The sequence below is a fragment of the Achromobacter sp. SIMBA_011 genome (genome assembly GCF_046535435.1).
Taxonomy (GTDB): Bacteria; Pseudomonadota; Gammaproteobacteria; order Burkholderiales; family Burkholderiaceae_B; genus Achromobacter; species Achromobacter dolens.
Genome location: NZ_JAWRWN010001240.1, coordinates 1 through 235, shown reverse-complemented (window position 1 = coordinate 235; position 235 = coordinate 1). Strand labels below are relative to the sequence as shown.

Sequence of the window (235 nt, the reverse complement as noted above, 5' to 3'; positions counted from 1 at the left end):
AGCGGCTGTTCGCAGTAGCGCGGGCACGTCAATGCCAGTGGGTAGGAAAACGGCTGGTCATCCACCAGGCTGCGGTACGTCCGGCAGACGATGGCGTCTTCTTGTTGTGCCGTCAGCATTGCCAGCGCGCTGTCATCGTCAAACCGTGAGTCAGCGGCAAAGTAACTGGATGCCTGGCGATGAAGCGGCGACGCCTGCAGGTCGTCGCTCAAATAATGCTCCAATGCTTCATAGA

Annotated in this window: 1 protein-coding gene; it reads right to left on the bottom strand. The window is 58.7% G+C overall.

What is annotated here, in order from left to right:
* The coding region (locus tag SB816_RS35015) for a hypothetical protein (RefSeq protein ID WP_410548623.1) at nucleotides 1-212 on the bottom strand (212 nt) is incomplete at its 3' end.
* Between the last annotated feature and the right edge of the window lie 23 nt (nucleotides 213-235).